The organism is Bacillus sp. MD-5, from assembly GCF_002201875.1.
GTDB classification, from domain to species: domain Bacteria; phylum Bacillota; class Bacilli; order Bacillales; family Bacillaceae; genus Bacillus; species Bacillus stercoris.
On sequence record NZ_CP021911.1, the window covers coordinates 2,036,507 to 2,062,305 of the forward strand.

General features: G+C 43.4%; 30 protein-coding genes, 1 other RNA gene and 1 riboswitch. Of the genes, 6 read left to right on the forward strand and 25 right to left on the reverse strand.

Features of this window, described 5'->3' with window-relative positions:
- Positions 1–27 precede the first annotated feature (27 nt).
- Together CDO84_RS09960 and CDO84_RS09965 are read right to left on the reverse strand one after the other, a co-directional pair.
- Positions 28–210, reverse strand: a complete 183-nt coding sequence (locus tag CDO84_RS09960) for a zinc-finger domain-containing protein (protein ID WP_004397944.1) — start codon at positions 208–210, stop codon at positions 28–30.
- On the reverse strand, positions 203–883 hold the full coding sequence (locus tag CDO84_RS09965; RefSeq protein ID WP_040082831.1) for a ribonuclease H family protein: 681 nt from the start codon (positions 881–883) through the stop codon (positions 203–205). The genes CDO84_RS09960 and CDO84_RS09965 overlap by 8 nt, the downstream gene beginning before the upstream one ends.
- Positions 884–965: 82 nt before the next feature.
- On the opposite strand from CDO84_RS09965, the gene CDO84_RS09970 reads away from it, so the two are divergent.
- Genes CDO84_RS09970 through sspL form a run of 3 tightly spaced genes read left to right on the forward strand, consistent with a single transcriptional unit; the run spans position 966 to position 2,223 of the window.
- Positions 966–1,655 carry a queuosine precursor transporter gene (locus CDO84_RS09970; protein ID WP_040082830.1) on the forward strand — a complete coding sequence of 230 codons (690 nt, stop codon included), beginning with the start codon at positions 966–968 and terminating at the stop codon, positions 1,653–1,655.
- A complete protein-coding gene (locus CDO84_RS09975) occupies positions 1,655–2,053 on the forward strand; it encodes a reverse transcriptase-like protein (protein ID WP_040082829.1) in 399 nt (132 codons plus the stop codon). Before CDO84_RS09970 ends, CDO84_RS09975 begins: the two co-directional genes overlap by 1 nt.
- Positions 2,054–2,094: 41 nt before the next feature.
- Positions 2,095–2,223 carry a small, acid-soluble spore protein L gene (gene sspL / locus CDO84_RS09980; RefSeq protein WP_003218255.1) on the forward strand — a complete coding sequence of 43 codons (129 nt, stop codon included), beginning with the start codon at positions 2,095–2,097 and terminating at the stop codon, positions 2,221–2,223.
- 7 nt (positions 2,224–2,230) lie between these two features.
- Here sspL and exnP read toward each other — a convergent pair whose 3' ends face one another.
- From exnP to kdgR, 14 genes are all read right to left on the reverse strand, one after another.
- Complete coding sequence (exnP, locus tag CDO84_RS09985; protein WP_014664347.1) at positions 2,231–3,121, reverse strand: 5'-3' exonuclease ExnP; 891 nt, start codon at positions 3,119–3,121, stop codon at positions 2,231–2,233.
- 97 nt (positions 3,122–3,218) lie between these two features.
- The gene (locus tag CDO84_RS09990; RefSeq protein ID WP_003230761.1) at positions 3,219–3,365 is read right to left on the reverse strand and encodes a hypothetical protein; all 147 of its coding nucleotides are present in this window, start codon (positions 3,363–3,365) and stop codon (positions 3,219–3,221) included.
- A gap of 74 nt (positions 3,366–3,439) precedes the next feature.
- On the reverse strand, positions 3,440–3,697 hold the full coding sequence (locus tag CDO84_RS09995; RefSeq protein ID WP_040082827.1) for a YpbS family protein: 258 nt from the start codon (positions 3,695–3,697) through the stop codon (positions 3,440–3,442).
- Between the two features lie 64 nt (positions 3,698–3,761).
- The gene (locus CDO84_RS10000) at positions 3,762–7,343 is read right to left on the reverse strand and encodes a dynamin GTPase (RefSeq protein ID WP_040082825.1); all 3,582 of its coding nucleotides are present in this window, start codon (positions 7,341–7,343) and stop codon (positions 3,762–3,764) included.
- A 175-nt stretch (positions 7,344–7,518) separates the two neighbouring features.
- Positions 7,519–7,608: a Fur-regulated basic protein FbpC gene (fbpC, locus tag CDO84_RS21385; protein ID WP_100069434.1), complete on the reverse strand. Its 90-nt coding sequence runs from the start codon at positions 7,606–7,608 to the stop codon at positions 7,519–7,521.
- A 70-nt stretch (positions 7,609–7,678) separates the two neighbouring features.
- Positions 7,679–8,185, reverse strand: coding sequence for an alkylpyrone methyltransferase (gene bpsB / locus CDO84_RS10005; RefSeq protein WP_040082824.1), 507 nt, complete (start codon positions 8,183–8,185; stop codon positions 7,679–7,681).
- 3 nt (positions 8,186–8,188) lie between these two features.
- Entirely contained in the window at positions 8,189–9,286 is a 1,098-nt protein-coding gene (gene bpsA, locus CDO84_RS10010) for a type III polyketide synthase BpsA (protein WP_040082822.1), read from the reverse strand.
- A 72-nt stretch (positions 9,287–9,358) separates the two neighbouring features.
- A complete protein-coding gene (pbuX, locus tag CDO84_RS10015) occupies positions 9,359–10,675 on the reverse strand; it encodes a xanthine permease PbuX (protein ID WP_040082821.1) in 1,317 nt (438 codons plus the stop codon).
- A complete protein-coding gene (xpt, locus tag CDO84_RS10020) occupies positions 10,672–11,256 on the reverse strand; it encodes a xanthine phosphoribosyltransferase (RefSeq protein WP_040082820.1) in 585 nt (194 codons plus the stop codon). The genes pbuX and xpt overlap by 4 nt, the downstream gene beginning before the upstream one ends.
- 90 nt (positions 11,257–11,346) lie before the next feature.
- A riboswitch (purine riboswitch) is annotated at positions 11,347–11,447 on the reverse strand.
- A gap of 140 nt (positions 11,448–11,587) precedes the next feature.
- Complete coding sequence (gene ypwA / locus CDO84_RS10025; protein ID WP_040082819.1) at positions 11,588–13,093, reverse strand: carboxypeptidase; 1,506 nt, start codon at positions 13,091–13,093, stop codon at positions 11,588–11,590.
- Positions 13,094–13,204: 111 nt separating this feature from the next.
- Entirely contained in the window at positions 13,205–14,197 is a 993-nt protein-coding gene (kdgT, locus tag CDO84_RS10030) for a 2-keto-3-deoxygluconate transporter (protein WP_040082818.1), read from the reverse strand.
- Between the two features lie 44 nt (positions 14,198–14,241).
- A complete protein-coding gene (gene eda / locus CDO84_RS10035) occupies positions 14,242–14,832 on the reverse strand; it encodes a bifunctional 4-hydroxy-2-oxoglutarate aldolase/2-dehydro-3-deoxy-phosphogluconate aldolase (RefSeq protein ID WP_040082817.1) in 591 nt (196 codons plus the stop codon).
- Between the two features lies 1 nt (position 14,833).
- Positions 14,834–15,808 (reverse strand): 2-dehydro-3-deoxygluconokinase, encoded by a 975-nt coding sequence (gene kdgK / locus CDO84_RS10040; protein WP_040082816.1) that lies wholly within the window; start codon positions 15,806–15,808, stop codon positions 14,834–14,836.
- Between the two features lie 37 nt (positions 15,809–15,845).
- Entirely contained in the window at positions 15,846–16,865 is a 1,020-nt protein-coding gene (gene kdgR / locus CDO84_RS10045) for a pectin utilization transcriptional regulator KdgR (RefSeq protein WP_040082815.1), read from the reverse strand.
- Between the two features lie 221 nt (positions 16,866–17,086).
- Here kdgR and kduI point away from each other — a divergent pair, with 221 nt between their 5' ends.
- Both kduI and kduD read left to right on the forward strand, forming a co-directional pair.
- Complete coding sequence (gene kduI, locus CDO84_RS10050) at positions 17,087–17,914, forward strand: 5-dehydro-4-deoxy-D-glucuronate isomerase (protein WP_040082814.1); 828 nt, start codon at positions 17,087–17,089, stop codon at positions 17,912–17,914.
- A 1-nt stretch (position 17,915) separates the two neighbouring features.
- The gene (gene kduD / locus CDO84_RS10055) at positions 17,916–18,680 is read left to right on the forward strand and encodes a 2-dehydro-3-deoxy-D-gluconate 5-dehydrogenase KduD (protein WP_040082813.1); all 765 of its coding nucleotides are present in this window, start codon (positions 17,916–17,918) and stop codon (positions 18,678–18,680) included.
- Positions 18,681–18,721: 41 nt separating this feature from the next.
- Here kduD and CDO84_RS10060 read toward each other — a convergent pair whose 3' ends face one another.
- Positions 18,722–20,647, reverse strand: a complete 1,926-nt coding sequence (locus CDO84_RS10060; RefSeq protein ID WP_040082812.1) for an ATP-dependent DNA helicase — start codon at positions 20,645–20,647, stop codon at positions 18,722–18,724.
- Positions 20,648–20,749: 102 nt separating this feature from the next.
- Entirely contained in the window at positions 20,750–20,941 is a 192-nt protein-coding gene (locus CDO84_RS10065) for a hypothetical protein (RefSeq protein ID WP_014664362.1), read from the reverse strand.
- 163 nt (positions 20,942–21,104) lie between these two features.
- On the opposite strand from CDO84_RS10065, the gene CDO84_RS10070 reads away from it, so the two are divergent.
- The gene (locus CDO84_RS10070) at positions 21,105–21,257 is read left to right on the forward strand and encodes a YpzG family protein (protein WP_010327933.1); all 153 of its coding nucleotides are present in this window, start codon (positions 21,105–21,107) and stop codon (positions 21,255–21,257) included.
- 52 nt (positions 21,258–21,309) lie between these two features.
- Here the strand turns inward: CDO84_RS10070 and CDO84_RS10075 are convergent, their stop codons facing one another.
- The 7 genes from CDO84_RS10075 to mrfB all read right to left on the reverse strand — a co-directional run bounded on the left by CDO84_RS10075 (position 21,310) and on the right by mrfB (position 25,798).
- On the reverse strand, positions 21,310–22,467 hold the full coding sequence (locus CDO84_RS10075) for a THUMP domain-containing class I SAM-dependent RNA methyltransferase (protein WP_014664363.1): 1,158 nt from the start codon (positions 22,465–22,467) through the stop codon (positions 21,310–21,312).
- Positions 22,468–22,567: 100 nt separating this feature from the next.
- Positions 22,568–22,949: RNase P RNA component class B (gene rnpB, locus CDO84_RS10080), an RNA gene on the reverse strand.
- Positions 22,950–23,014: 65 nt separating this feature from the next.
- Positions 23,015–23,311: a cell division regulator GpsB gene (gene gpsB / locus CDO84_RS10085; protein WP_003225629.1), complete on the reverse strand. Its 297-nt coding sequence runs from the start codon at positions 23,309–23,311 to the stop codon at positions 23,015–23,017.
- Positions 23,312–23,388: 77 nt separating this feature from the next.
- Complete coding sequence (locus CDO84_RS10090) at positions 23,389–23,931, reverse strand: SLOG family protein (protein ID WP_040082811.1); 543 nt, start codon at positions 23,929–23,931, stop codon at positions 23,389–23,391.
- An 89-nt stretch (positions 23,932–24,020) separates the two neighbouring features.
- Positions 24,021–24,245: a spore coat protein CotD gene (cotD, locus tag CDO84_RS10095; RefSeq protein WP_040082809.1), complete on the reverse strand. Its 225-nt coding sequence runs from the start codon at positions 24,243–24,245 to the stop codon at positions 24,021–24,023.
- Between the two features lie 82 nt (positions 24,246–24,327).
- Positions 24,328–24,456: a hypothetical protein gene (locus CDO84_RS21390; protein WP_003230707.1), complete on the reverse strand. Its 129-nt coding sequence runs from the start codon at positions 24,454–24,456 to the stop codon at positions 24,328–24,330.
- A gap of 100 nt (positions 24,457–24,556) precedes the next feature.
- Positions 24,557–25,798: a metal-dependent exonucleaseMrfB gene (gene mrfB, locus CDO84_RS10100; RefSeq protein ID WP_040082807.1), complete on the reverse strand. Its 1,242-nt coding sequence runs from the start codon at positions 25,796–25,798 to the stop codon at positions 24,557–24,559.
- Position 25,799 lies beyond the last annotated feature (1 nt).

Here is a 25,799-nt window from a genome sequence, read left to right on the forward strand (position 1 = left end):
AAACCGCAGCTTCTGCGGTTTTTATTTTTAGTGATTGGTTAAGACATCTCCGTATGCTTTCAATTTTTCACCAACCGTACATTTATTGATACAAAAAGAATGTGCATAAGTTTTGCCAAATTCTTTGCGAAATTGCTTCTTAATAAAACAGTCCTTGCAATATTCATCGTGCAGTTCTGTCAGTTCTTTAAAGATCATTTTCTTATCCAATATCGTCATCTCCGTTACGGTCTAATTTCGTGTGGCTTTCTACGAATTGATGGGATAGAATTTTTTTAGCGAGGCCGTCAGCTTCCTGGTTGTCTTTCCGTTGTATCGTTTCGTAGGTTGGAGTAAGCTTCAGTGATTCAAGGAGTGCTTCTATTTTGTCCAGCCATTCATTATGAGATGGATCATAGCAAGGCCAGCTGCCGTCAAGCTGATTCAGTACAACAAGCGAGTCCCCTTTGATCGTAATTGAATTTCTGCTTGCCCCAAGCTCTCTTACTTCTCTTATTGCTTCATAAAGTGCCGCGTATTCAGCTTCATTATTGGTTTTCAGCCGGAAGCTTTTATTTTTTCTCAAACGATGCCGGACTCCTCCCAACGAATAATAGATAACAATCCCTAGACCCGCAAGTTCGCTCTCCTTATCGAAACTGCCATCAAAATAAACAGTGATGTTATCAGGCTCTTGAGCAAGCTCCTCGGTCAGCTTTTCCAATTCCTTCAGCGTCCAGCTGCCGCCTTTCTCGTCTTCGAACTCTAGCTCTTTCATGTATGGAAAACGTCCAAGCTCTCTGGCGAGCATACGTGCCTGCTGTGCTGTCAGCCAGTCTTCGCTGAAAAATGAGACGGATCCCGTTCCTTTTGCTTCTATTTTTAAATGCGGTCTGAGCTTCATTACGATCACCTTACCATTCATTAGTTGCCGGGCTTATGCTATAATCAAACCAATCTTACCCCGGAAAGGAAGCTTTTTCATCTTGTTTAATAATTCGTTTTGGATCTTTTTTGCGATCATTCATTTTATCATTGTTCTTTTATTTTATAAAGGATTTGGCAAAATGGGACTGTTTGTTTGGATCGGTTTTGCGACAGTCTGCGCCAACCTCCAAGTCGTCAAAACAGTGGAACTGTTTGGCTTAACAGCGACACTCGGGAATGTGATGTATGGCACAATCTTTTTTGCGACAGATGTACTGAATGAAAAATACGGGCCGGCTGAAGCCAGAAAAGCGGTATGGCTCGGATTCTCAACGCTCCTGACGCTGACATTTGTCATGCAGGGCGTGCTTCTTTTCGAACCGGCTTCCAGCGACATATCACAAACAGCGCTGGAAACGATTTTTGGATTTCTTCCGCGAGTTGCGTTAGGAAGTCTGCTTGCCTTTATCTTCAGCCAAACGCTGGATGTTTATGTATATTCGGCAATTAGAAGGATATTTCCTTCTGATCGGCTTTTATGGCTCAGAAACGGCGGCAGTACAGCAGTCAGCCAGTTGTTTGATACATTCATATTCACTGCTGTCGCTTTTTTCGGCATTTATCCGGCAGACGTTTGGCTTCATATTTTTATTTCTACATATTTGATTAAGTTTGCGGTATCTTTAATTTCATTGCCTTATGCTTATGCAGCCAAAAAAATGATACCTAATGATGAAAGGAGTTCATAATGCCTACAGAAATATATGTAGACGGCGCAAGCGCTGGTAATCCCGGGCCTTCCGGTATCGGCATTTTTATCAAACATGAGGGGAAAGCAGAATCTTTCTCTATTCCAATCGGAGTGCATACAAACCAGGAAGCGGAATTTCTTGCATTAATTGAAGGGATGAAGCTATGCGCAACGCGCGGGTATCAATCGGTTTCCTTTCGAACGGATTCAGATATTGTGGAGCGCGCCGCTGAGCTTGAAATGGTTAAAAATAAAACGTTTCAGCCGTTTGTAGAGGAAATCATCCGTTTAAAAGCAGCCTTCCCTCTTTTTTTCATCAAATGGATACCGGGCAAGCAAAACCAAAAAGCCGATCTTCTGGCAAAAGAAGCAATTCGGCTGAATGAAAAGAATTAAATCTTAGTCATTGGTTCATCCTAATGGCGAGGTGAACTAACATGAAAAAGAAAGATAAAGGCCGGCTGACTGGCGGCGTTACTCCGCAAGGCGACCTGGAAGGCAATACACATAATGACCCTAAAACAGAGCTTGAGGAAAGGGCAAAAAAAAGCAATACAAAACGCTAGAGAAGATCTATACGATCTCTCTAGCGTTCAGCTTTTCAAGCATGCGCTCAATTCCTTTAATTTGGTGGCGGCGAAGCATTTGAGCCGCCTGCTCCATTTGCAAAGTAAATAAAGCGTCTTTCAGTGTGCAGACCAGCGGCACAGAGCAATGAATTTCCGCAAGCTTCCTCGACATCTCCAAATCACTTAAACCTTGCTGAATTTTTCCCTGCTGTCCCTTTGGAAGAAGAGAAAGATTTTCCAATAAACGGTCAATCGTTTCATATTCACGAATCAGTTTGTAGGCTGTTTTTTCTCCAATCCCTTTGACGCCGGGATAGTTATCACTGGAATCACCCATAAGCGCTTTAATATCAATCAAAGCTTTCGGCATTACGCCTGTTTCTTCATAAAAAGTCTCTTTTGTATAGACTTTATAATTTCCGATTCCTTTTTGGAGCAGAGCAACGCTTACTTTATCCGTTAGCAGCTGGAGTAAGTCTCTGTCCCCTGTTACGACCGTAATGTCTGCTTCATTTGCAAATAAATCGGCAAGAGTTCCAATACAATCATCTGCTTCATAACCGGCAAAGCCAATATTCATGATCCCAAGCTCAGCGGCTGCTTCCTTTGCCAAATCAAACTGCGGGATCAGTTCCACAGGCGGTGCGCTGCGGTTTGCCTTATAATCTTGAAACAAGTCATTACGATACGTTTTGCTCCCCATGTCCCAGCAGCAGACGACGTGTGTCGGCTGGAATGTTTCCACGGCTGTAATCAAATGCTTTAAAAAGCCGTTGACGCCGTTCGTCGGCACCCCGCTGTCATTTATCATAAAGTTGCGATGTACGGCCGTGGCAAAAAAAGCCCGAAATAAAAGAGCCATGCCGTCAACCAGCAATAGTTTATTATTATTCATCTGATAACTCCCTTTTCTTTCATTCCTTCTATTTTAGCATAAAGCGGCCCAAAATAAAAAACAGTATCTCTAATAAAGAGATACTGTTTGGGTATCATCAGTCGTTGTGTCTTTTGTTGCTGGCGATCAGCTTCTCAGCTTCGCGTCCTGCGTAAGAGTCAAAATGGGTTTGAAATCCGTTTTTCTTTTTGGCATTGTTATTCGCCTGTGCATTTCTGTTTCCCAGCTTTGTTCTGCCCAACATGAATCCCCCCTTACGTCGGATGTCCATAGTATATGCATCCGGCAGGAGGTTCAATCGCGGCAGGATCATCCAGCTTACACTCGGCTTGCGTATTCTCTGACCATTTCTTTTGATACAAGCCGTCTTGTCGGGACGATGCCTTTTTTAGCGAGCTGATTCATTTGCTCGGTGATGTCATTAATAGCGTCTGTAGTAAAAGGCTCATCGTTTTTGCATTTAGCAACAGCTTCTTCAATGGCCATTTCACGCATATTTTCAAGACGCATAAATGCTTTGATATGCTCGTGCTGTTTTGATGAATGTGCTGAAATTGCTTTATGTACCTCTGACATTAATCGTTCATCTCGCTTTTTTCTATTTAGTCTATCATGCCTTGACATACAAGCCAACTGAATTTTACATTTTTATTGTATTCTCTGAACTTTTCCAGGAGATGCACGCTTGGTACGCCATTTCAATCTCTTTCGCATGTTCCCCTTCTGCATATCCTTTGAAATACGTCTCTTTTTGATCCGTTATTTGCGCGATTGCCTTTTCAGCCATATCTTCCTGTAAGCGTCTGAGGTGAGCTGTGTAATGAGAGATCAGGCTCTCTTCTTCGTTTTTTATCCATGCCTCTGTGATTTTCGTAAGTTTCAACCGTACAGCTTCGATAAAGGCCGATTTTCCTTTTTGCTCAAAAAACTGCTTCGGTGATTTGACCTCTTTTAGTTCCTTTTCAAAAACACGTTCTTCCATTTCTGGTTCAACTTCCTTCAGCTGTATGCCGCTCAAATGCTGATCACCCGCATAAATGGAAAAATAACCGTCTGCGTTTAATGTTTTTTGAAAGTTATCCAGCCATTCTTCTGTGATATGCCGTTCGATGAAACCGCTCATGCGAACATCAAGCGTTTTGATTTCCTGAATATATTCAAACTGGTATTCATGCAAGGCTGTTGTCATCGCCTTACTCACATTCTTTTTCCAATCCCCGTTTTGCAGCCCGGGATGAAATGCCGATTTTAATAAATCATTTGCAAAATACGATAATCGCTGTGTAATGTGATAAAGCTGCTCTCTTGTATCTTTTTTCACTTTCTCAATGATGGTTACTGAGTTCCGCCGTTTCTCGATACCGGCAACTGCCTGCTCAAATGACAGCATGAGACGCTGTTTCTGCGCTTCCTTCTCTTCTATGGACTGATGCTGGGATTTGTGAAGCTGGAAAACAGTTTCGCATAGTTTGTCTGCTTCCAAACTGAGCTGTGCAGCTGACGCTTTTTTAACGTCCACTTCGATAAACTGATCTAAGTGTTTTCTTACTTTCGGGAACTGGTTATAAAATGATTCTGGTTTTCCCAGCAGCTCCTCCTTACTTGAAACGGTAAAGAGCTGCGGCTCATAAACCCCTTCTTTTACAAGCTCTGCGCTGACATAATCGGTCACTGTTTCAAGCTCTGTTTTATCTTTTGCAAGGTCTGCGGCATTAATAACGAAAAACATTTTATCCATGCTGAGCGATTCTTTCACAAGTCCGAGCTTCCGTAAAAATGAACGATCTCCTTTTGAAAAGGAGTGTTGATAATAGGTCATATAAAAAAATGCATCCGCATCTTTGATATATTGGAATGCCAGCTCTGTATGCCGTTTATTCATGCTGCTCGCGCCGGGTGTATCAACAATCGTAATTCCTTTTTCAGTGAGTGGGCATGTATAGTAGACCGTTACCTCTTTCACCGCACAGGCCGTTGTTTCCTCTGCTACATACGGCTTTAATTCAGACAGCGGAATCGTTAATATCTTCTGTTCCTCTATATACTGCTGATACCTCTTGTATGCAAGCACGAAATTTCTGATCAATTTCACGTGCTCTTCTTGCAGCCTGTTTTTTTTGACTGCCTTTTCCCACTTCTCTGTGAAGGAACGGCCTGCGGGTTCTTTTGATATTCCGGTGAGCTGCAAAATTTCAGCTGTTATGTCATCCTCCGTCTTAAATACTACATCCGCTGTTTTGTTTAGGCTGCCATTGATTGGCTTTGTGATTTTGTTAATTGTCGCTGTGGTTGGCGTTGGTGAGGATGGCAGCACTCTTTCGCCGACAAGCGCATTGGCAAAAGATGATTTCCCCGAACTGAAGCCCCCAAAAAGAGCAAGTGTAAATCTCCGTTCCTCAAGCCGTTTAACCCTTTCACGAAACGCTGAAATATGCTTTGACAACATGCTGCTTTCGCCTAAAACATCAGACAAAGTGTAAAAGCGTTTGATTTGGTCTTGAAGCGGCAGTTCTTGTTCTATTTTGATTTCTGGATTCGGCATCTGCTGCTCCGCCAGCTGGCCTCGGCCTTGTTTCTGTTCTGGAGCCGCCACTCTTTTTTTCTTCAATTTAAACCATTCTGTGTCTATATGCATCGGGCATTCGGACTCTTCTTCCCAAATGGCCCACAGGCGATTGATTTTCTCGCGGGCATGATTCTCTAAACGAGCCTGTTCTTGAAGAAGGACAAGTTTTTCTGATTCTTGGGCGAGCCGGTCGTTAATTGTTTGCACGTCTTTGGAAACACGCTCTTTCACCATAGCGGAGAGTACCTTTATGATGTCTGCGGCCTCTCTTTTCGCCTCTTTCCGGACCAGCTCTGCCAAGTCTTTTGTATATTGCAATACATATTCAGAAGAAAAGGCTGCACCTTGCTTGACCGCGCGTTCAATGATGCTTATATCAAGCGGAGTGCGATAGGACTGAATCAGCTTTTCACTCTCAGCGTCATGGACATCAAATGCTTTGGCGAGTTTATGGAGCGTGTCTATTATGTGCCAATCCGCTTCGGCCTCTGTTCGTTTTGCCACATCAGAGAAAAAAACATTCCGCCTTTTATCTCTTTCTTGTGCAGTTTTCGCTTTAGAAAAGAAAAAGCCGGTTTTAAAAGAAGGCTTTTGTGACTCTAAAAATGCAGCCGCCAATTCACGCATTTCAAAAGGCGTCAGGTTGGCGTTTTTTAAAATACGATTGATTTCTTCCTGCATCCTCTTCTCTGCCTCAGCCGCTTGATTTGCAGCCTCATCCAATTGATCACGCAGCGATTGGACCAGTCCAGTTTGGATGTGAAGCTGTTCAGCGAAATTCGGGCCGTCTATTTCGTCTTTCTTCAGCATTTCCGTATGTTCCTTCAGCAGATTATGGATCTTTTGTTCGGTTAAAGCCTGCAAATTGTTTTTTGATTGCTTTTCTATTCTTTTTAACTCTTGTCTCAAAGCCCCAATCTGATTAAACGGGTGATCCGGTTCTGTTACTGACGTAAAATAGAGCGCTTCCTTTGAAATCCCTTCATTGCAAAGCATCTCCTCTACCTGTTTTTTATAGTCTCCAAAGTTTGTCTCCGTCTCGTCATGGCGGTCAATTTGATTAACGATAAAATACACATTCGGAATGTTTTCTTTTATTGATCTGAGAAACTTTACATTTTCCTCAGCGTGTACGTGATTATAGTGAACAACGTAAAACAGCGCATCCGCCTGGTGAAGAATAGAAGCAGCCGATAGAAAATGCGCATCATCCGTTGAATCGATCCCTGGAGTATCAATATACGCAACCCCGGAATCGATCTCAGTATACCTGTCAAAAATTTCGACGCTTTCAATCTGTTCACCGTCTTTGCAATATTGCTGTACCTTGTCTTTCTGGTAAGCCCCTTCCAGCTCAGCACACGCTCCGTCTGTTGTATGAAGCCGAACTCGCTTTTCCCCGTTTCTGATCACAACAAGGTTAGCGCTCGTTGGGATCGGGCTTGTCGGCAAAATATTCTCCATTAACAGGCAGTTCAGCAGTGATGATTTCCCCGCTGAATAATGCCCCGTAAACGCGATATAAACCTCTTCATCTGCCGCTTTTTTCATGACCGCAGCCAGTTTAGCAGCCCTTTGTTCATCTTGATTCTCAATAAATTGCTGATAAAGTTCCCCAGTTTTGTGCAAAAGCTCGTTTCTGTTATGTTCTGTCATAAGCCTGTACCCCTTTGTGCCGTTTCAATTGTGAACCTTTTTCGAAAGGTCTGAATTCATTCCCTTTTCATTTTACACAAGAATAAACCAAATTTCTTTAGGAGAATAGAAAAAAGCCGCCATTACGGCAGCCTCTATAAAAGAAAATCTGCAACTTTTACAAGTTCCAGATTCATCAAACAGATTTATTAGAGATTCCTTTTAATACAAAACCAATCAAAACACTATATGTACAAACCGCTCCGAGCAAAAACAGCATTGTCATTTGATTCACCATCCTGATTGAGAATCTTTTTCAAATTCATTTTAACATGAGTGAGAATGATTTTCAATCGCTATTTTACACTGTATTCATGTAATGCCTTGTCTTCTGCGCGAATTCTGACGGTTAACAACACGGCATTGAATACGGAAAACAGACACATGGTGACATACGCTTGATAAAGCAGCGGAATCAGCAAAATTTCAAGTATAACAACAGCATAGTTTGGGTGTTTCATCCATTTATAAGGACCTTTTTTTACAAGCTCTGCACCTGGAACGACAAGGATTTTCGTATTCCAATATGCTCCTAAGGAACAAAGCGCCCAATATCGCACTGCCTGTACACTTAAAATAACTGCGGCGATACCGATCCACCAGCTTGACGGCTGTTTATTCATCAGCAGCACTTCGGCAATTAAGGACAGGAAAAAAAGGATATGCATCGTAATGATATACGGATAGTGGCTCTCGCCAAATTCAATTGCTCCTTGCTTCTTTACCTTTTGTTCATTTTGTCTGGCCACTGCCATTTCTGCTGCTCTTTGAACAATGAGAATGGCGATCAACAACCAAAACATAAGTCAAGCCCCCTTTTCCCAGCTGAATAATAGCAGTTCTGATGAGAAACCCGGTCCTAATGCGCCAATCAGTCCCCGTTCAGCTTCCTTTTTATGTCCGTTCTGCAGATGGTCTTTGACCACATACAAGATTGTGGCTGAAGACATATTTCCGTGCTTTCGCAATATGTTTTGCGCTGATGAAAGCATTTCTGACGACAGTCCAAGACTTTTGATGTATGCGTCGATCACTTTTTTTCCGCCTGGATGCGCCAAAAAAACACTGATATCACGGAATGACAGCTGATGTTTGTCCAAAAAAATCTGTACATTTGTTTTGAGCCAATTTTCTACCAAAGTTGGTATGTCTCGTGAGAAAATGACTTTGAATCCTTGATCGGTAAAGTCCCAGCCCATGATATCTTCTGATTGTTTCATCAAAACAGATTGGGAGTCTGTTATCTTCGGGGCAAGCTTCAGTTTTGACACCGTGCGGTCTGCCTTCTCTCCGCATAATAATGCTGCGGCAACGCCGTCACCAAATAGCGAGGTGCCGATCAGATTGCTTTTCGTTTTATCTTCCGGCTGAAATGTCAGGCTGCACAGCTCAGCAGCAATGACAAGCACAAAAGCCTCCGGGTACGCTTTGCAGTATTCGGCTGCGCGCGCAAGCCCGCTGGCCCCTCCTGCACAGCCTAAGCCCCAAATCGGAATCCGCTTCGTATATGGAGAAAACGGAAGTTCATTCATAAGCCGCGCCTCGATACTCGGTGTGGAAAGACCTGTGCTGGAGACGAAAAAAACCGCTTCCACTTTCTCATAAGGAATGGCTTCTTGAACAAATTCAGGGTGAGAGAGGCACTCACGAACAGCCTCCCTGCTGTGCTTAAGTGTTTCTTCTATGTATATTTGATTTTTTTCTTCAAAGCTGTGCTCCTCTTTATACCATTCAATCGGCTTAACAAACTGTCTCGAATAGATTTGCCCGTTTTTAAAGGAGGATAACAGCCGGTCAATATCCTTAAAGGAATGCTGAAACATATAGCGGGCGAACTCAGCCGCTTTCTCTTGATTTACATCATATACAGGAAGACTTGTTCCAATGGATAAAATAAACGCCATGCAATCACCTCTTTGCATACATTGTGCCGCAACGATCTTTTTTATATGCAAAAAAACTCCGCCGCGGCGGAGTTAGACTGCTGTTTTTTGTTCCGTAAGGTCAGCTTCTTGTTCTGTTTTTTTGGCTTTAGAAAATACGTTATATACAATATTTAGGACAACTGCAGTGAAGCTGCCCGCTACAATGCCATTCGTTGTAAGAAGCGTAAGTGCACTCGGAAGCTGTTTGAAAATATCCGGCACAACGGTCACACCGAGTCCCAAACCCACTGAGCAGGCAACAATCAGCAGATTTTCCTGTTTCGCAAATTCAATGCGGCTAAGCATTTTAATTCCGTAAGCGATCACCATTCCAAACATCGCCACCATTGCACCACCCAAAACGGCAGATGGAATAATCGTCGTGAAAGCAGCGATCTTTGGAAACAGCCCGAATGCCATTAAGATCACACCTGTGACCACAATGACAGCATTTTTTTTGATTCCTGTTAGCTGAACAAGCCCGACATTTTGAGAGAATGCCGTGTAAGGAAAAGCGTTAAAAATACCGCCCAGAAGCACAGCCAGCCCTTCAGCGCGATAGCCTTTAGACAAATCTCTCTCTGTCAAACGGCGGTTTGTCAGGTCACCTAAGGCGAAGTAAACACCTGTAGACTCCACAAGACTGACAATCGCAACGATGGACATCGTAATGATAGGCGCTGCATGAAAAGACGGCGCTCCGAAGTAAAATGGCTGAATCATTTGTACAACTGCCGCATCCGACACATTATCAAATTGAACTTTCCCCATAAAATAAGCGATGAAGGTCCCAATCAAAATACCGATCAAAATCGAGACGGACTTGATAAAGCCTTTTGTAAAACGGTATAGAAGCACAATGATACTCAAAACGATAAAAGCAAGGGCAAGGTTGGAGAGATCTCCGAAATCTGCACTTCCTTCTCCGCCGGCCATGTTATTCATGGCAACCGGCATCAAAGTAATACCGATAATCGTAACAACAGAGCCTATCACAACCGGCGGAAAAAACGAGACGAGCTTTCCAAAGAAAAATGAAATAAGTATCACTAGAATGCCTGAAGCAATAATGCTTCCGTAAACCGTTGAAACCCCGTATTCAGATCCAATTGCAATCATCGGCGATACAGCTGTAAATGTACAGCCAAGCACTACCGGAAGTCCGATCCCGAAAAAGCGGTTGCTCCATACTTGCAGAAGTGTAGCCACACCGCACATAAAAATATCAATCGATACTAAGTAGGTCAGCTGTTCGACAGTCAGTCCCATTGCTTTTCCGACAATCAGAGGAACGACAATGGCACCGGCATACATGGCAAGAACATGCTGAATCCCTAATGACAGCGTTTTGCCGAATCCATTTTTCATGAATGAACCTCCTGTACGAAGGACACTTTCCCTTCTTCTAAAGACCGAATTCTTGCCAAAGATTCCACTCGGTAGCCCAGTTTTACAAGTTCATCTCTTCCCGGCTGAAATGACTTTTCAATCACAATGCCAATTCCTGCAATAGAAGCACCCGCTTGCTTCACAATTGACGCGAGTCCGTGCGCTGCCTGTCCATTTGCCAAAAAATCATCGATAATCAGCACATGGTCCTGATCCGACAGGTGGGTCCCAGACACCGCGATTTGGCTTTCTGTTTGCTTCGTAAAGGAATAAACGGACGCTGTCAGCAAGTTGTCGGTGAGTGTTAATGATTGATGCTTTCTCGCGAAGACAACGGGCACACCCAGCTTCAAGCCAGTCATTACAGCGGGAGCGATACCTGATGATTCGATTGTCACAATTTTGGTAATACCATCTTGTGCAAACCTGGTCGCAAATTCGTCACCAATTTTCTGCATAAGCAGCGGATCAATTTGGTGATTCAAAAAAGAATCCACTTTCAATACTTGATTTGATAACACGACGCCTTCTTCCTCTATCTTCCTTTTCAGTGCTTCCATCCAGTCTTACCTCCGTTATGAGAATAAAAAAAGCATTGCCCGCTCAAATAAAGAGCAAGCAATGCTGATATAACAAAAAACCGTACATATGCGGTTCCATTGCTCACCCATAGTCGGAACATTTACGGTGCCCGGTAGAAACTTGCGTGCCATATCCACGCGATTATATGAGTGTTCCTATGATATTGTAATAAATTATATCAAGATTCTAATCTCTTGCATAGGCTGAAAGTGAAAATTTCCGAACTTTATTTTCTTTTTTTTAGATATCATTCGTATTTAAAAGGAATCCGATCATAAAAAGCCTGGCGGCCGCGCCGCCAGGCTTTGATTATGCCAAATAGAGATTTGAATATTTGGTTGATAAATAGTCAATTAAATAGCGAACGTTCAGTTCTTCTCCTGTCGCATCTTTAATAATGTCTAACGGCTTTTTCCGTTTTCCATGAATATGCACCTTTTCCGTCAGCCATTGCTTTATCGGATGAAATTCCCCTCTTTCTAAGAGAGCGTCAAATTCAGGGAGATCCTCAAGCATTTTTTGTTTCAGCTGAGCCGCATACATGTAGCCGAGCGCATAGGATGGGAAGTAACCGAAATCTCCTCCTGCCCAATGGACGTCCTGTAAAATCCCCTCTGCATCCGTCTGCGGTGTAATCCCTAAATAATCTTGGTATTTTTGATTCCAAAGCGATGGCAGTTCTTCTACAGACACTTCATTGCTGAAAATCGCTTTTTCAATTTCATAACGGATGATGATATGAAGAGGATACGTCAATTCATCCGCTTCAACCCTGATAAATGAAGGTTTTGATTCATTGATTGCCCGGACAAAATCATCCAGGGAGATGTCCTTGAACTGTTCAGGTGATGCCTCTTGAATTTTCTTATAGTACGGTGTCCAAAAATGCTTGTTGCGGCCGATAAAATTCTCGTAAAATAATGATTGAGATTCATGAATTCCCATTGATGCACCGTCTGACAAGTTCGTGCCGCTCAGTGCTTCATCAATATTTTGCTCGTATATCGCGTGCCCGCACTCATGAATGGTGCCAAAGATTGCCGTCCGAAAATCTTTTTCATCATATCTCGTCGTGACTCGAACGTCTCCCCGGTTCAGCGTAGTTGCAAACGGATGAACGGTTTCATCAAGTCTTCCGCCATCAAAATCGTAGCCAAGCTCCTGTAAAAAATACAGACTGAGCTCTTTTTGCTTTTTTTTCGGGAACGCTTTTGTAATAAAGCTTGTATCTGGTTTATTTCCGGAAGCTGTCACCTGTTTAACAAGAGGGATAATCGCTTCCTTCAGCTCAGCAAACAGCTGATCAAGCACCTTTACCGTAACACCGGGCTCAAACAAATCAAGCAATGCATCATAAGGATGCTCTTGATATCCCCAGTACGTAATAAAACGTTTATTACATTCAATCAGCTGCTCTAAATAAGGAGAAAACAAGCTGAAATCAGATTTTCCTTTCGCTTCCTCCCATGCTGTTTCTGCCTTTGAACACAGAATCACGTATTCTTTGTATTCAGCCTCAGGGATTTTCTTATTCTCTTCATACTCTTTTTTTGCCAGTTCCACCGCTTTTTTCGTATCTTCTGACAAGTCATCAAATCGTTCATACAAGGCATCGATTAGCTCTTTCATTCGATCGGATGTCTGGATATTGAATATATCTGTTGAAAGCTGGCCGATGCTTTCAGCCCGGTCCTCTGAGCCGTTTTTCGGCGCGCCTGTTCTGGAGTCCCAGTGCATTAACGCGACTGTTTCGCTGTAATGTGAAATTCGTTTTAAAAGATCAAAAAATTCCTTTTCATATGTATGTATCTCCATATCCATTCCCTCCCTATTCTAGCCGTTCCATTACAGGCTAATGGAAGGGGGAATGAAAGTCAAATTGTTTGTATAAAAGGCTGCCGGTACGTTTGGCGGCAGCCTTTTTATTCAGTTGATCGTCATTTGATTTTTTGGCGGAGGTGTTCTCCTCTTTTTCTGTTTGATTTTTTTATCCACCCACACTGTTGCCAGCGGGGTTAAGAGCGAGGTGACAATAACGCTCGTCGCTATAATTGCAGTTGCCGATTCAGCAACTGGGGCAAATGAGGCATTCGCTTCCGCTAATGCGTATGGGACAGCTACAGCCGCCCCCGCCGTAGAAGAAGCCGCCACACCCGCGACACCGTCTCCCCGCGCGACAAAACGATCAAGCAAAAACAAGGAGCTGCCCGATAAAATGACGACAGAAACTCCGATAAAAATGCCGAGCAGCCCTGATTGGATCAGCATTCCAAAATTCAAGGTATTGCCGAGCGAAAAGGCGAAAAATGGAATGATCGCTGGCACAACCTTGCTGAATAAGTCCCTGAGATCATGATCCAGATTTCCAAGTATACATCCGAGCAAAAACGGGATGACTGTCGCTGCCAGCGTTTCCCATGGGAATGCGGCAAGTCCCGTCACACCAAACGTCACCATGGTCATAAAAGGACCTGATTCTGTACTAATAAAGGCGAAAGCGCCCGCATCCTCTTTTCTTCCCATATGGTTCATAAGCGCCAAATACAGTCCGCCGTTCGTTTCATTCATTACCGCGACAATTGCTAAAACAGAAAGGCCTGCAAAAAAGCCGGATTGTATGCCTTCGTCAGGTATAAATTGCGCTGCGATCACGCCGAGCAGCGCTGCAAATCCGACCTTCCCCAATAATAACGTGATTCCTTTTCTTGCGATGTAGCCTGAAGAACGAAAATCAATCGTTGCTCCTACGCAAAAGATAAAAACACCCAGTATCGGCAGCGTTCCAGTAATCAAAGCACCCGTAAAACCTCCAAAGAACTCCGCTGTTCCAGGAGCAAACGTGTTGAGCGCCGCTCCAAGAAATAGCGGAATAATCATCATTCCGCCAGGTACCCGTTCAATTGTCGCCTTGATTTTCATATTGTGGATTCTCCCATCCTCCGGTTATGAAAAAACAATACCCCTTACACTTGGAAAACAGCCTGTAAATCCTCTTTTGAACAGCTGCCCAGCTGGCTGCCGACACCGACGGCACCTGCTCCGGCTCTAAGCCAATCCGGCACTTCAGACGGATGAATCCCGCCTGTCGGAATAAAGGTCACCTGCGGGAAAGGGCCCGCTAAACTTTTCATAAACGGAAGGCCAAACACACCGCTTGGGAACAGTTTTAATGTAGTAAAACCGCATGTCAACGCTTCCATAATTTCGCTTGGAGTCAGGACGCCGGGGATATAATGTGTTTTTACAAAAGAAAGGTGCTCAGCAAGATCAGCTGAAAAACCCGGACTGACAATAAACTGTGCGCCAGCCTCAGCAGCTTCCCCAGCTTGCTGCGCGGTGATGACCGTGCCCGCGCCAATTAAAATATCTTCCCTATTACGGAAGGATTCGATAATATCTGATGCTCTGGGCGTCGTATACGTCACTTCAACTGCACGAATCCCTTTATCTAATAAACTCTCAATCTGCTGACAGGCCTCCTGTTTATCCTTTGAGCGAATGACTGCAATCAGCCTTGCTTCTTTCAGACGGTTTTCAACGATTTTGGACTCCATATTAATAATCCCCTTTCTTTTGGTGAACCGTTCTTTGAGCAGATAAAAAAGAAGCTAATTTCTCCCTGGTCGGCAAACCGTCCATATCCCCCGGTGCCTGAACTTGCAAAGCGCCAATCGCATTTCCCCTTTGCACCGCATCCTTGTACGACAAACCATCTAGGATACCGCTGATTACACCGACTGCAAATCCGTCTCCGGCGCCGACTGTATCAACCACCTGATCGACCCTGCAGCCTTCTAGAAATCCTTCACTTGTCTCCGTTTTAAAGTAAGCGCCTTCTTTTCCGAGTTTAATAGCAACAAAGCTGACTCCTTTTTTCAGATAATAATCAGCAATACCTTCAGGTGTTTTTTCTCCGGTCAATAGCTCTCCCTCTGTGATCCCCGGAAAAAACCAGTCTGCAAGCCCAGCCAAATCATTGATTGTGTGTATCATTGTTGCTTGATCAGGCCAAAGCGAAGGCCTTAAATTAGGGTCGAATGAAATGGTTTTCCCAGCGTTTCTCATGTCGTTCATGACATGATACGTGAAGTCTTTCATATCAGCTGATAAGGCAGGCGGAATGCCTGTCACATGCAAATGGCCTGCGCATTGAAAATAATCTTTTGGATATTCAGTAAAAGTTAATGTGCTTGCAGCTGAGTTTTTCCTATAGTAGGTAACTTGCGGGTCACCTTCCTTCACTTTTGACTTCAGCAGCAGCCCGGTGGGATTTTCGTCCTGCGAGCGGATCACGCGGGACACATCCACTCCCTCTTTTTTAAGTTCCTGTACAATAAACGTGCCGAGCTGATCATTGCCGACCTTGCTCATCCATCCCATTCGGAATCCGAGTCTGGCAAGGCCGCAGGCGACATTGCTTTCTGCTCCGGCAAGCCCTTTAGAAAAAGTGGATACTTCATGAAGGCCTCCATACTCATTTGCGTAAAACATGGCCATTGATTCACCGAATGTCACCGCATCAAGCTTCATCTCTTCCCAACCTCCTCTTAGTTGAGGGCACCTAGGATTAAAGTGACTTTCTCATGATGACTTTTGCCTCCAATTCAATGGTTTGAGGCGCTCCTTTGTCACCTTCAATCCTTTTTAATACACGTTCCATCGCCGTCCTGCCCATATCATGTGACGGCTGAGCGATCGTTGTAATGCCTGGACCGATCAGTTTGTACCATTCCGTGTCATCGAACCCTGCAATCCCTATATCTTGAGGGATGCGCAGGCCAAGCTCTTCCATACAGCTGATGATTTTCAGCATAATCAAGCCATTCAAAGCCAGAATCGCTTTTTTTTGCTCCGGCATCTCCTTGTGAAAAGAACGTAGCGCCGCCTTAAGCTGCTCCTTGTCCTTTACGTCAATTTCATACATTCTGACAAGCCCGTTCACATTTTGAACCGCAGCCATTTCCTGATACACCGCTGCTCTTTCTGCACGAGGGCTGATAGAGGAAATTGGTTCGGTAAACAGCGCGACATCAGTATACCCTTTGCTGTAAATCTTCTGAAGAATCTCTTTAGTGATCCACCTGTTGTCAGTCGTTACGGTATCCAGTTTCAGATCCGGCAGTTTCCGGTCAATTAAGATCGTCGGAATGTGCTGTTCAGCAAAAGCGCGCAGCAAATCCTTGTTTTCCCCTGTTGCGTTTAAAATCAGGCCCTCAACCGAATGGGCTTCTAGCTTTAAGAGCATTTCCCGCTCTTTTTCAGGACTGTTATCTGTGTTGCACACCATAATGCTGTAGCCATATTGATCACAAACCTCTTCGACTCCCCTGAAAGCAGCGACCGAAAAAGGGTTTGTAATATCCGCTACAACAAATCCAATTAACTTGCTTTTTTTTATTTTCAAACCTTGGGCCATTTTACTCGGCCGATAATTCAGTTCTGCGATTGCCTTTTTAATGTTTTTCACTTTTTCAGGAGAAATCGCGTCAATTTTTCCGTTAATATAGCGGGAAACTGTCGATTTCGAAACTCCTGCATATTCAGCTACATCTTTGATGGTCATATGGCCTGTTGTTTTCTTTTTCATTCAAGTGCTCCTGTATCTCATATATTTGAAACCGATTTCAAAACCGTTACAACAAAAGAATACCATAATTTTAACATTTGGAAAGAGTTTTTTTAATAACGTGTCAATTCATTATTTTTCCGTTGACTCTTTTCACTATTTATTCTAAAATTTTCTTTGAAACCGTTACCAAAATGTTTTCATTCAAGTGATGCTGAAATCCTAACCAAGGGGGAAATATAATGGAAAATCGTTATTCTGTACACCCTGAACAAGTAAAACGCTTTGCAACAGAGGAACTTCGCAGTCATTTCTTAATGGATCCTTTATTTACGGAAAACAAGCTTACGATGTATTACTCACACGAAGACCGGGTTGTCATCGGCGGAGCGGCTCCAGGGCAAAGTGAACTGAAGCTTGATGCAGGTGATTTTCTAAAAACAGACTTCTTTTTGGAACGGCGTGAAATCGGGATTATTAATGTCGGCCAGCCTGGTGCTGTCAGGGTTGGCGATGATGAATATGTGCTTCAAACAAAGGATTTTCTCTATATTGGAATGGGCAATCAGGATGTATCGTTTTCAAGCCTGAACGGGGAAAAAGCGAAGTTTTACTTCGTCTCCGCTTGCGCCCACAAAAGCTATCCGACACAAAAAGCCGCCCTATCTGAACTGACACCGGACCGCCTTGGTGATGATGCAGCGTCTAATGTCAGAAGCCTGTACAAAGTCATACATCAGGATGGCATTAAAAGCTGCCAGCTGATGATGGGAATAACGATGTTAGATCAAAACAACAACTGGAATACCATGCCGGCACACGTTCATGACCGTCGGATGGAGGCTTATCTTTACCTGGATCTTGAAAAAGACTCAAAGGTGTTTCATTTCATGGGCCAGCCAGACGAAACACGCCACCTTGTGGTTGGTAATGAGCAGGCTGTCCTTTCCCCCGCCTGGTCTATTCATTCTGGCGCAGGAACATCAAATTACAGCTTTGTGTGGGCGATGGCTGGAGAAAATTATACTTTTACGGACATGGATCTCATTCCGATGGATGGGCTGAAATAAGATGGGTTATCTGCATGACGCCTTTTCACTAGAAGGAAAAACAGCGCTGGTGACAGGCCCGGGAACAGGGATCGGTCAAGGAATTGTCAAAGCGCTGGCCGGGGCTGGGGCTGATATTATCGGCACATCACATACAAGCAGTCTGTCTGAAACACAGCAGCTTGTGGAACACGAAGGCCGGACATTTACATCTTTTACATTGGACATGAGCAAGCCGGAAGCGATCAAGAATTCTGCAGCTGAGCTGTTTGAAAACAGGCAGATCGACATTCTTGTCAATAATGCGGGTATTATTCATCGAGAAAAAGCGGAACATTTTGCAGAAGAGAACTGGCAGCACGTACTGAATGTCAATCTAAACAGCTTGTTTATTCTGACACAGCTGGCAGGCAGACACATGCTGAAAAGAGGTTATGGAAAGATAATTAATATCGCCTCTCTCCTGTCTTTTCAAGGCGGGATACTCGTTCCTGCTTACACCGCGAGCAAACACGCTGTTGCCGGTTTGACAAAATCCTTTGCAAATGAGTGGGCAGCATCGGGCATTCAGGTCAATGCAATCGCCCCAGGCTATATTTCTACTGCGAATACAAAGCCTATTCGGGATGATGAAAAGCGAAATGAGGACATTTTAAAAAGAATTCCTGCCGGCCGCTGGGGCCAAGCGGATGATATCGGAGGGACAGCAGTCTTTTTGGCGTCACGTGCTTCAGATTATGTGAATGGACATATCTTAGCTGTTGATGGAGGCTGGCTATCCCGCTGACAATGAAAAAAGCTGACGAACAAGATCGTCAGCTTTTCCTATTACATCATATGCGGTTCAACAGGCAGGACCTTTTTGACCTCATCAATGATGCGTTCATTTTCTCCGCCAGCGTAAATGTGAATCGAGCCGCTGTCTTGATTCGAGCGAATCAGACGCCCGATGCCCTGCCGTACGCGTAACAACATATATGGCAGATCCACTTCTTCGAACGGATCTTTTTTCGCTCCGTTGCGTTTCGCAGTAAATACAGGGTCATGAGGCGGGAATGGCAATGACCAAATTGTAACATTCCTCAATGCGTCACCAGGAATATCGAGTCCTTCCCATAAGTGAACCGAACAAAGTACTGTTTCCTCTTCCTCTTGGAATTTCTCCACTAAGCTGCTGATTTCTTCATCACCTTCAAAGAAAATCGGATACGGCAGCTCCCATGCAGCCGACAGCTCTTTAAACTCGTTTAATTCTTCAAAAGAAGGGAATAGCACAAGGGTTCTACCTTTGTAACGTTTGATTGTTTCAATCGTCTCAGCCGCTTTTTGTTCAGCCGCCATGTCTGTTTTTGTGTATAGATTAACAGTCATTTGCTCGTCATAATCATAAGGGGAATCAACAGTTAATGACAAATAATCATGAATCCCGAGACTGGCGGCAATATAATCAAATGAACCGCCTTCTGACAACGTAGCAGACGAGAAGATATAAGGGATTTTCTTAGAAAACACCTTTTCGCCAAGTACTTCTGCTACCGTTCTCGGCATCACGACAAAAGTGGATTCTGCTTCCTTTTTCTCCAGCCAGCTGATCGCGTCCTTTTGATATAGAGATAATGAATACGCCATTTGTTCAACATACTCTTCTACAACTGACAGCTCGTATTGATCAATCGTGTACATTTCAGACTCGAATACAAGTGCCTCACCGATTTTATCAAGTAAACGGCAAAGCTCGTCCGCCGTCTTTTTGACACGCTGGTCATTTTTTATTTCTAAACGGTGTGAACCGGCTACTTCTTTTGATTCTTCAGAAAGAACATAGAAAAATTCGTCGTTTGCAGCAAGTGCATCTTCAATCAATTCTGCAAACTCTTCTCTGATGTCATTTTGCAGCAAACGTTCTAAAAACAATTCAAGTGTAGACTGCTTCACTCTGTAGGTAAGCGCTTTTTGTGCAGCAAACTCTAGCAAATGCCCTTCATCAAATACAACTGCACTATGATCAGGCAAAAGCGGCAGCTGTCCTTCTCGTTTGCGTGATTCTTCCGTCCATATATGCTCCATATAAAAATCATGAGAACATATGATTAAGTCCGTTGACTTGCGATAGTAATCTCTGGAAAGCGTCAGGCCGCATCTGTGTCTCATATCACAAGTCAGACAGTCCTGAAACGAGTCGTAGCTTACGTCAGACCATTCTTCATTTGATAGATTTGCGTACTGCTTACGGTCGCCATACGGATAAAAGCGCTGCATCGCCTGTGACTCATGGACAAATGACGGTAACGATTCATAAAGATCCAGCCATTTATCATCATCAGAACGCTGCATTGTTTTTTCAAGCTTCTTCAAGCATAAATATTGCTCATGTGATTTTGACAGCCTTGTATCAATTTTCAGATCAAGATGCTCAGCCAGCTTTGAAATATCGCCCTCTTTTTTCACCAGCTGTTCGATTAATGTTTCATCGGCACAAGCAATGATGGCCGGTTTGCCGACATACCTTGCATAGCTGATCGCAAACAGAAGATAAACCAGCGTTTTCCCCGTTCCCACTCCAGCTTCGGCGAACATGACTTTTTTCTCTTTAAACGCCCGCTCCAGCTGAAAAGCCATAAATACTTGCTCATCCCGAAGATCAAACCCTTTTTCGGGAAGGATATCGTAAAACACGTCACCAATCCAATTGTTCAATTCTTCATAAAAATTCTTTGTTTTCGTTAAAGAAAAAGGCAAACGTGATGTTGTCACCTAGTTCCAACCCCCAACTATTCGACATTCAGACCACCAATAATATCATTTTCCGCTGATGAATACAATAAAAAAACTTGGCATTGCCAAGTTTTTTGCAGTTTACTTGCGATTGATCACATGCGACGATAAAAAAGGATGGTCTGTTGAATAAATATGTTCTACCGCTTTTTCTAAATCATTTTGCGCATGCGACATCACAGACGGAGACGAATCAGTCCCGAGCTCCTTTAGCTCGTTTGCTGTTGCGTCAAGCGCCCTTTGAATAAGATTAAAATGTTCGCTGTTCAGCATGAGATCACCTCTGATGGAAATAATCATCATTGTATGCGAACTTTTCATTTTATATACATGCTTTACCGCATGTTATCCCCGAAACTTGCACAAACTACACTTGATATTCCGTCTTTGGATTATCCGTCTTATCAACAATATTCTATCAGGGAGTGATGTTGACATGAGTTATAGAAACCGATTAGATCAGCATTCTGAACTGTTTCATCACAATTGGACGCGGCCTAAACGTTCTAAGTCTCAAGTAAACGGTCACACTGAAATGTCCCAAACCAACATTATATTGAGAAGCAATGCGAAAGCTCACCGTTGGTAACGATAGAATATGGCTGAAAGATGAAAGAAGACGCATGCAGAGCGTCTTCTTTTTATTCGTTTTCTGTTTTCTTGCGCTGCGGTCTTACTTTTGACCAATATTGATAATAATCCGTTTTAATAAACCCGTTAAAGAGCTTGCGTTTCTTCGTTGCTTTTCTGCCATATGCTTCCTCAAAGTTTTCATTTGATGTCAGCATATACACAGACCAAGTATCAAGCGGCTCGAACGCCTGCCCCATTTCTTTGTACATCTGTTCAACAGCTTTTTTCTCGCCAAGACGCTCTCCATATGGCGGGTTGCCGACAATTACGCCAAACTCCAGATTCGTTGTGAAGTCTTTGACCTGCATCTGCTTAAATTGGATGAAATCTCCCAGTCCTGCTTCCTCTGCATTTTCTTTAGCGATTTGAACCATGCGGTGGTCTATATCGCTTGCGAAAATCGTAAGCGGCTGGTCATAGTTTGCCTTTTCTTCGACTTCAAGCCGCGCTTTGTCCCACAGGTCTTTGCCGATCCATTCCCAATCCTCTGAGACAAAATCGCGGTTGAATCCCGGAGCGATGTTTTGGCCGATTAATGCCGCTTCAATCGCGATTGTTCCGGAACCGCAGAAAGGATCGGCAAACGGACGGTCCGGCGTCCAATTGGTTAATTGCACCAAAGCGGCTGCAAGTGTTTCTTTAATCGGCGCACCGCCCTGATCGACACGGTATCCTCGTTTGTGAAGGCCTGTCCCTGATGAGTCCAGTGTAATAAGAGCCTGATCTTTCAATAAAGAAATTTCCACTTTATACTCAGCACCTGTTTCTTCAATCCAATCATTGGCTTTGCCGGACTGCAGCTTAAGCTTTTCTACAATTGCTTTTTTGACAATCCGCTGACAGTCGGGAACGCTTGCAAGTGTTGATTTTACCGATTTTCCGATGACAGGGAATTTCCCGTTTTCAGGTATAAATGAGCGCCAGTTAATCGCTTTCGTTTTTTCAAACAGTTCATCAAATGTTTTCGCTTTAAAAGAAGCAACCTGAACCTTTATGCGGTCGGCTGTTCTAAGCCAAAGGTTTGCACGGCAGATGGCGAGCGCATCACCTTCAAAAATAACTTTCCCGTTATCAACCTTGCATTCGTATCCTAAATCTCTTACTTCCTTTGCGACAACAGCTTCAATACCCATTGGTGCCGTTGCAATTAGTGTATACTTCTTCATCGTATCACCCTGTCTTTTAAAACTTTTCTCATTTCAAGATAAAAGCTCTCCTTATACGGGAGAGCTTGTTTTCATCATTTTAAATGTAAGTGGTCTAACGTTCTGTAAGCCATGTTTTGTTCCGTCGTACTGCAAACGGCTTATCACCTCGTACTCAGGCGGCAATCATCTATCTACAGAAAGCATTCTGTCCTTCTCTCCGTTGAATTCCGTTAAGAAGGTTCCCCTACCAAAATTTGGGTTTCTCGCTCGAGGGGTTTACCGCGTTCCACTCTCACCATTTCTAGTGAGACTTCGTCACTGTGGCACTTTCAAGGATACTCAGCCATATCCAGAGGACGTAGGCTTTTTTCCTGCCGTCAGCCCCTAAAGGCTGCCCTAGCTTATGACTTCGCTAGGCACGAACACTACGGGCATCTCAGCACCGTGCGAGCATGGACTTTCCTCTACAGATTCAAGATCTGCAGCGATTACCCGAACGTTAAGAACATGAATTATTATATAACAACTGATTACAATTTACAAGCGCCATTTTTTTCAAGCGCGATCAATCATAAAGCTTGCTGCCAAAAACGTGTTTTTCTAAGTTAGACAGCCGTTTTAAAATATCAAAGTTTGTTGTGTTAGATTGCACAGGCTGTTTCTTGCTAGCTTCTTCAAGCTGTTTTTTCAGCTGCAGATTTTCCTGCTGCAGTTCTTCAATCTCTTGATGGAAGGTTTCATAATCCTTAATAATCATATCTAAAAATTTGTCAACGTCTTCTTGCTTGTAGCCTCTAACGCCTGTTTTAAATTCTTTTTCCAAAATTTCTTTCGCAGAAAGCTTTACTTTATCAGCAAGCATCTTTTTCACCTCGTATCGTGAATCATCACATATATTTTTTCAGAAATCTGTACGGTTGTCAAATTTCTCTCTCTTTGTTAGTAGCTGTCTTCCTCCACTGTCACTCTCAAGTCATCCATCGTGATAAAATAGATGGGATACCCGTCCCGTTCGTGTCTCTTTTCAGCCGTCTCAAGCATATACTTTGGAGATCCTTCCTTTTCAGGATCATATAACAGCATCAAGGCGTCTGATTTTTCTATAAAAAACTGATTTTTTTGTTTAAACTGAAGCGGGCTTTCATACGGCCTGTGAGTCAGGCTTTCTTCGTAGTCAGCCTGTGCCAGGACAGCTTCGTAAAGCTCTTTATTAGGCTCTTTCCAGTTCTTGTCCTGATCGTAGAAAGGGGTAATTACAGCTACCTTTAAATCAGGGTATTCCTCCTGCAAATCATATGCAGCTTCAGCAGCCCACAGCTCCGCTCCAAGCTGTCCCGAAATTAAAATCCATTCTAAACCCTCATCTAAAAATCCGATCAGCCGGTTTTTAATCGCTTTTTTTATGTAATACAGCGCCTTATCATCCTGCTTAAAAATCCCCAATTCAAACGGTTTATATCCCGTAATAGCCAAAACTTTCAAGTTTTCACCTACTTTTAAAAAATGGGGTCCCCTTCAGGGCCCCATTTTTATTGTTGCGTGTTACACCAATCAGTCTGCACGATTCAATACTAATCGCAGCAAGGTTTTCCTGCCTGAAAATGCTGATGTGTTGTCGGATCATAGCTAGAGTATGTGTGTGGATAGTAGTGAACATGCTCAAAATGATGGTGATTTACATTTGTCGTATGCTGTGGATGAATATGCGGCACGACAGTATTGGAAAACGTATGGTGCTCACAGCAATGCGTAGGATGGACAATCGGCGCCATCACGTGCGGTCTGCAGTGGTACATAATAAGATCCCCTTTCCATAACTTTATTACAATATTAGGTTATGAAACATAAGGGGTACATGTTCTAATACAAAAACCTATTTTAAAAGTGTGCAATTAAGCTGTCTTTAAAGTTTGAAAACACAAAAGCAATCAAAAATACCACAACAAAGAACAAGTAAAAAACACCCTTATACATACCAACTCTCCCTTTAAAAATAACTAACGTCATTTTACAGGATTCGCCGCTATTCTACAACAAAATCACTGTGAATTCAGCAAAAAAAATTCATAGCGAAACAAGTCGTCTTTTGCGCTTTCCCGGGGAATATTTAAGAGGAATATTTCCTCTTCAGCCGGGCGATTCTCATATGCAGTTTTTCTGTTTCTTTTTCTGATAAAAATGCCGCATCGCTAAGCAGTTGTTCTGCTATCTGCAATGCTTTTCCGAATTCTTTTTTCTTATGCTCAAAATATTTCGCGAGCTCTATTACAGCAGCGTATCTGCACTTCTGATTTTGCGAGCAGGACAGTTTTTCCCAAAGCTGCACTGCATCTTCCAAGCGGTTTTGTTTTTTGTACAGGAGCGATAAATCCAGTCGTGCACTGTCCTGATCCTCAAACGGTTTTTCTATAAGCCTTTCCAGCTGTTTGATCGCTTGATCCATCTCTTTATGAGCCATAAACCATTTGGCCATGGCATAAGCTTCACTGTGTTCTTTTGGCGCATGTGATTCTGAAAGGATTTTTTTAGACATATGAATATACAATGAAATAAGCGATAGCACATCCATTTCATTATGCTGCAGGACACCTTTTAGAAGATCCGGCTCTTGCGCCTTGATAAAATGAAAATAAAGCATCGGCGCCAAGTAGCCCGGTGTGTCTTCTAGTCTGCGGATGCCGAGCTCTTCTTTTTCAACCGTGCCGAGGGATACACGGTCCATTTTGTGTTTCCACAGGCGTCTAGCTCCATGTAAAAGGTCAAAGTGGCCGAATTCCGGAAGCTTCGGAAGTCTGTCACGGATCAAGGTATGCCTTGTTTTCACCTGAGGCCAATCAAAGGCTTTGCCGTTGTAGGTCACAAGTGATGTAATGTCAACCTCGCTTAAAAAGCTTTGGTACAAGGCGACTTCGTTCCCCGGCTTAGGCAAAAGATGCTGTTTGACTGTCACTCGGTCTTCATACACTCTCGCATGGCCAAGCAAAAAAATGGTATTCCCAGCTCCGCCTCCAAGACCGGTTGTTTCTGTATCAAAGAAAAAGAGATTGTTTTTGTTATACCCTTTTGCTGACAACGTATGAGACAGGCTGCTTTGGTTCCATAATTTGATCACTTCCTCAAGCTCAGAAAAATGGTATAGCCCATGGCGGTGAGAAAGCGGATATTCTACTTCTCTGATGAGGCAGTATTCATCTTCGAAAAAGAAAGGCTTCATGCCAAAAGCCTCCCACTCTTCTAAAAACGGGATGTCATCAAAGTGGTTTTCTTGTTTGCCAGCTTCTATTTTTTGTTCTCCTTCGTCGAGCACCATGTGCTTTTTCATACGCTGGAGTTTCCCTTTTAATGACATA